Raw genomic sequence first — 5,274 nt, forward strand, 5'->3', positions numbered from 1 at the left:
GGGCTGGGGTGGGTGGGATCACCACAGGGACGCAGGAAACCCGTGGGACATGACCAGTGGCCGTTCACTAGCCTCGCCCTGAGGAAGGACGTGCGCATGGCATTGGTGAAGAAGGGGTCGCGGCGCATCACCGTCGACGGCATCACCTACCGATGGAGGCTTCGCGGAAGACCCACCTACGACCAGGGACTGGTCTGGTCGCCCCTGACCTATGCGGTCGAACACGCCGAGACTCCCGGCACCACGCTGGTGATCACGACCAACCAGCCGCATCCAAGCAACTGGTTCGACAGGCAGGCCAGACCTGTCCTGCCTTCCGACGTCGCTGAGAGTATTCGAACCGCCCGCGCCAACGGATGGACTCCCGAGAACTCCGGCTCTCCATTCCGTCTCGACCAGTCAGAGGGCTTCGTCTCCTCCCACTGACTCACCCCGCCCAGAAGGACTCACCGACCGCGTGATCGGTGTGTCCTTCTGCTTTCCGCCCCCCACTTTCCCCAGTGTGGTCCACCCCTGAACCACACTCCCGGTCCTCCGCGCGCCATGAGGACCCGGACATCGGCGACTCCGACGGCACCCGGCGAGCGGACTCCCCCGAGCGGAGGCTCTCACCCCGCGGTGAGCACCGAACCCTGCGCCACCGCGCAGAGCGTCCGCACGCCGTCCACCTCCACGGCGTAGATATCGCACCGGCAAATCGCCTGCCGCCGTCCGCTGGACGTCACGGTGGCCTCCGCTTCCAACGTGGCGCCTACCGCCGGCCGTACATAGCTGATGGTCACACCGCTGGTGAGTACCGCGGGTCCCAGCACCGTGCCGGCCGCGAAGGTGATCGCGTTGTCGGCGGCATAGGCCAAGACGCCGCCGTGGACGAAGCCGTTCTGCTGCTTGAGGCCGTCGTGGATGTCGAGGGCCAGGACCGCGCGGCCCGGTTCGAAGACTTCCAGGCGCGCACCGACCAGGACACTGAATGGCTGGTCGTCGAGGATCTTTCGGGCGAGGCGGAGATCGGGCGTGAGTGATGTCATGGAGGGGACGGACCTCTTGTCGAAGGTGGATTGGCTCTGGACAACTGCTGACTCGGGCCGCCGGCCTCGGGCCTCCTCGGCGCGCGCCGGCTCGCGGCAGAGCCCGGCAGGACTCTCCGACCCGGCGAAGGCCTGCCTCGTCCGGCAAGGGTCGCTACAGTGCCGTAGCCGATGGGCCGGGGCGAGATCGGCCAACGGCGCCCTTGGGCCGCAACGACAGTGGTCGTCGCGGATGGCGGGCACCTGGCGGCGCGCTGTTTCCGCGGCGATCCCTTACCGCTCCGGCCGGAACCGAACGGGAGGCGCCGCGATCCGGCGCCCATGGAAGTGCGGCACGGTCCGGGATCTCCTTCAGATGTTCTGGATCGATCGCTCTAAATTGATGTGGAGCGTACTCTCTATTTCATGGCCCGACCACCCCGCTACAACGAGATGCTGCTGTTGGACACCGCCGTGCAGCTCGCGGCTGCCGCAGGTCCAGCAGCTGTGACCATGTCGGCGATCGCCAAGGCCAGTGGCGTACCCAACGGATCGATCTACCACCGTTTCCCGCAACGCCTTACCCTGCTGGCCGAGTTGTGGCTGCGTACCGTCGAACGCTTCCAGGACGGCTACCTCGCCGCGCTGCGGTCCGATCCGGATCCTCTACGGGCCGGGGCCGCCGCGGCCCGGCACGTCGTGGCTTGGAGCCGTAAGAACCCGCAGGAAGCCGCGGTGCTGCTGCACGGGCCGCAGTCCTTCGGCCGCGATGAATGGCCGGAGGAGTTCACACAGCGCGCCGACAAGGGGCACGAGCGGGCACTGGGGGCGGTAGCGGAACTCGCCAAGCGCCTGGGTGCGACCACCGAGCCGGACATCGACCAGGTCATGCTGGCAGTCGTCGAACTGCCGCTGGCGGTGGTCCGCCGATATCTGCGCGCGGGCAGTCCGATGCCCCTGTATGTCGAAGATCTGGCCCAGCGCTGCGCGATGGACCTGTTGGCCTCGGGTCCCTTCTCCGCCGGATCGGTCCAGCGGTCCGAGTCTGCCCGGGACCGACTTTCGTGATCATCACCACGTGTCCTCGTTCACTCCTCGGTCCCGGTTGAGCCAGGCCCTCTCCCAGCGCCGGGTAAGGGCCGGGTAGATGATCAGGTAGCGGAAGGGTTTGATATCGGCCAGGTAGATCCGCCCGAGCAGGCCGCCTGGCTTGTCCAGGGCGGCCATGCGGAGTTCGTAGCCGCCGTCGCCGGCCGGAACCCGGCTCAGGTGGCACACGGTGTGTGCGGTGGTATTGGCCATCTCCGCCGCGTACTCGTCATGGGTAACGACCACACGTCCTCGATCCGGAAGTCCGGTGCGATCTTGTGGATACGCCAGGGCATGGAGGTGTGAGCCTCGGCAGGGATTCTCATATCGGGCACCTGCCATGACGACGAGCGTCGACGCGGTGGAGGAGCACGCTCCAAACCTCCTTGTAGGGTCCGGTCACTGCACGGACGTGACTGGTGCTGTCACTTCACCCGCTACCGGGGCCGGACGCGATTCCGCTTCCGGCGCAGGCCACTTCGCCCGCGCGGCCGTCTGCGGCGCCAGGTGACGGAGCAGGCGTACGTAGGGCGCCCGCTTCCGGTGGCCGCTGTTTGCCGGTTCGAAGGCGAGCACCGCCCGGTCCAGGCACTCCTCGAGCAGAGCATCGTGCAACCAGCGGAAGGCCAGCGGCCATGAGAGCCGGGCAGAGCCGTGCAGTCGCATCGCGAGGACGTGGCGAAGCACAGTGCCGCCCGATTCCTCGGGTACGACGGTGAACTCGTGGAACCCCTCGAAGCCACCCGGGGCCGAGAAACGGAACCTTATCCATTGCCCGGGCACATAAGCCGTGACCGTGTAGCCGATCGGGCCATGGCCGCCCCGCGAGCCGACGCGCAGGCCGCGGTGCAATCTCATCCTGGGCCAAGCCCGGTGCGGCCAAAGCGGGTCGTCGTCGCTGGCCAGAGCGTCGATCAGGGCGCCGACCCGCTCCGATGACGCCGGGATCGGGCGTTCGTGGACGTTCAAGACCGCCATGGTGCCCCTTCCAGAATATTAGAGGAACCCCTCCAATTGATATAGAGGCTACTCTCCATTTCGCCGCCTGACCACTCGCCATGACTGCCTGTGGCGCCCGCCGCAAGCAGCCGGAACCTGCTGCTTCACAGACCCCCTGTGGCCGTCAGCCCCACCACACCGCGCGAGGCCTGACGTTCGCGGCGGCAGGACCCCAGCCCGACGACGCGGCCAGGGACACCGCGCCGGCGATCCCGCCAAACAGGGCGTGCGGCGTGAGCCATGCGGGCGTGGGGCGTGAGCCATGCGGATGCGCGGCGGCGGGCGGGCCACGTACCGGCCGCCACCAGGATCTCGGCCCGCGCCCGCAACGTGCGGGCACGCTCGTCCGCGGTGGCTGCCGCCGACAGCCGCAGCTATGCCGCGTGGCATTAGCAGGGGCGCTGTCCGCTCCCGTGCCGTATCCGTCGACTCGCACCGGCGGACGGCAGGTTCCCTGCTCGGGCACGTCCTCGTCCGTCCGCCGGGCCGTACGCGTGCTCATCGGGCCGTGTGGGCCTACGCCTCCTGCCGCGCGGATGCGGGCGTGGGTGTGGCGGCTCGGGACTTGGGGGCGGTGGGTTCCGGCAGGATGCGGAAGAGGAGCCAGCTCAGGGCGGGCATGGCGATCAGGGGCGTGAGGGCTGTCTTGAGGGTGGTGGCGTCGGCGAGGTGTCCCAGCAGGGGGCTCATGAGGCCGCCGATGCTGACGGTGAGTCCGAGGGTGACCCCGCTGGCGGTGCCGATGCGGGAGGGCAGGTAGTCCTGGCCGAGGGTGACCTGGAGGGAGAAGGGGACGTACAGGCCGGCGGAGGTGAGGGCCACGAAGACGAACATCGCCGGGCCAGGTATGTAGATCACTCCGGTGACGGCGGCGATCGAGAGCAGGTAGGACCAGCGGGAGACACGGACGCGGTCGTAGCGGTTGGCCAGGGACCCGCCCAGGACCGAGCCGACCGCGCCGCCGAGGAAGAGCAGGAACAGGGCGACGGTCCCCGCGGTGGCGCTGCCCTGCATGCGCTGTTGGGCGTAGAGGGAGACGAAGGTGCTCAGGCCGGTGAAAACGATGGAGCGGAAGACGACCGCCAGGGACAGCTTCACGAACGAGACCACGTCATCCGCGCTCCGGGACGCCTGTGTCCTGGACGTGCCGGTCTGGGGTCGGGCGAGCAACCGCAGGACGGGTACGCACAGGGCGGCGCCTCCGAGCGCGGGCAGGACCAGGACGGGTGTCCAGCTCAAGGAGCCGTGCCCGATCGCGGCCGACACCATGAGCGGGGCGAGCGCGAAGCCGATGTTGCCGCCGAGGGAGAACCAGCTCATCGCGCTGTGACTGCCTTCGCTGGCCAGCCGGGCCACGCGGGCGGACTCCGGGTGGTAGGCGGCCACCCCGACCCCGGAGACGGCGGCGAAGAACAGGGTGAGCCCGTAGGAGCCGCTCAGGCCGCTGAGCGCGATGCCCACGCCGCCCAGCAGGGTGCTGACCGGCAGCAGCCACGGCATCGCCCGCCGGTCGGTGAGCACCCCGAACAGCGGCTGGGCCACCGACGACAGCAGGGACGCGGCCAGCACGATGCCGGAGGCCACCGCGTAGGTGTAGTCCCGTTCGGCCACGAAGAACGGGATCAGCGCCGCGATGGCGCCCTGGTAGATGTCGACGCAGGCGTGCCCCACGGCCAGCAGCAAGATCGATGTATTCCTTCGCACCCCTCCCATGCTGGGAGGACCACCCGATGTCGCGCTTTCGATAGATTGACAGGCCATGCAGGAAATCCGCCACACCCCTGTCGCGCCGACCCGAACCCAACGCCTGGCCTCCGGCGGCGAGATCGACGCGCACCGCCACGACGACCACCAGATCGCGTACGCCAGCCGCGGCACCATCGCGGTGACCACCGACGCCGGCTCCTGGATCGCCCCCGCCACCCGTGCGCTGTGGATTCCCGCCGGCACCGTCCACCAGCACCAGGCCCACGGCGAACTCGACCTCCACCTCGTCGGCCTGCCCGCCACCGAGAACCCCCTCGGCCTGGACAAGCCCGCCGTCCTCGCCGTCAGCCCCCTCCTGCGCGAACTCATCGTCGCCTACACCCGCGACCCCGACAACGACAGCCCGCCCCACCTGCGCCTGCGCGCCGTCATGCTCGACCAGCTCACCACCTCCCCCCAGCAACCCCTGCAC

Annotated in this window: 7 protein-coding genes; 3 read left to right on the plus strand and 4 right to left on the minus strand. The window is 69.1% G+C overall.

What is annotated here, in order from left to right; genetic code table 11:
• The first annotated feature begins 96 nt into the window (after positions 1–96).
• On the plus strand, positions 97–426 hold the full coding sequence (locus tag E4099_RS28645) for a hypothetical protein (RefSeq protein ID WP_135342031.1): 330 nt from the start codon (positions 97–99) through the stop codon (positions 424–426).
• A 182-nt stretch (positions 427–608) separates the two neighbouring features.
• On the opposite strand, the gene E4099_RS28650 is transcribed toward E4099_RS28645, so the two are convergent.
• Positions 609–1,028 (minus strand): PaaI family thioesterase, encoded by a 420-nt coding sequence (locus tag E4099_RS28650; RefSeq protein ID WP_135342032.1) that lies wholly within the window; start codon positions 1,026–1,028, stop codon positions 609–611.
• Positions 1,029–1,433: 405 nt separating this feature from the next.
• On the opposite strand from E4099_RS28650, the gene E4099_RS28655 reads away from it, so the two are divergent.
• Complete coding sequence (locus E4099_RS28655; RefSeq protein WP_135342033.1) at positions 1,434–2,075, plus strand: TetR/AcrR family transcriptional regulator; 642 nt, start codon at positions 1,434–1,436, stop codon at positions 2,073–2,075.
• A 3-nt stretch (positions 2,076–2,078) separates the two neighbouring features.
• Here E4099_RS28655 and E4099_RS28660 read toward each other — a convergent pair whose 3' ends face one another.
• The 3 genes from E4099_RS28660 to E4099_RS28670 all read right to left on the minus strand — a co-directional run bounded on the left by E4099_RS28660 (position 2,079) and on the right by E4099_RS28670 (position 4,799).
• Positions 2,079–2,342: a DUF2867 domain-containing protein gene (locus E4099_RS28660; RefSeq protein ID WP_386389005.1), complete on the minus strand. Its 264-nt coding sequence runs from the start codon at positions 2,340–2,342 to the stop codon at positions 2,079–2,081.
• Positions 2,343–2,495: 153 nt separating this feature from the next.
• On the minus strand, positions 2,496–3,074 hold the full coding sequence (locus E4099_RS28665; protein WP_135342034.1) for an SRPBCC family protein: 579 nt from the start codon (positions 3,072–3,074) through the stop codon (positions 2,496–2,498).
• A 537-nt stretch (positions 3,075–3,611) separates the two neighbouring features.
• Positions 3,612–4,799 (minus strand): MFS transporter, encoded by a 1,188-nt coding sequence (locus E4099_RS28670; protein ID WP_135342035.1) that lies wholly within the window; start codon positions 4,797–4,799, stop codon positions 3,612–3,614.
• Between the two features lie 55 nt (positions 4,800–4,854).
• On the opposite strand from E4099_RS28670, the gene E4099_RS28675 reads away from it, so the two are divergent.
• On the plus strand, positions 4,855–5,274 hold a 420-nt coding region (locus tag E4099_RS28675), incomplete at its 3' end, for an AraC family ligand binding domain-containing protein (protein ID WP_135342036.1).

The sequence above is a fragment of the Streptomyces palmae genome (assembly GCF_004684805.1).
GTDB classification, from domain to species: Bacteria; Actinomycetota; Actinomycetes; order Streptomycetales; family Streptomycetaceae; genus Streptomyces; species Streptomyces palmae.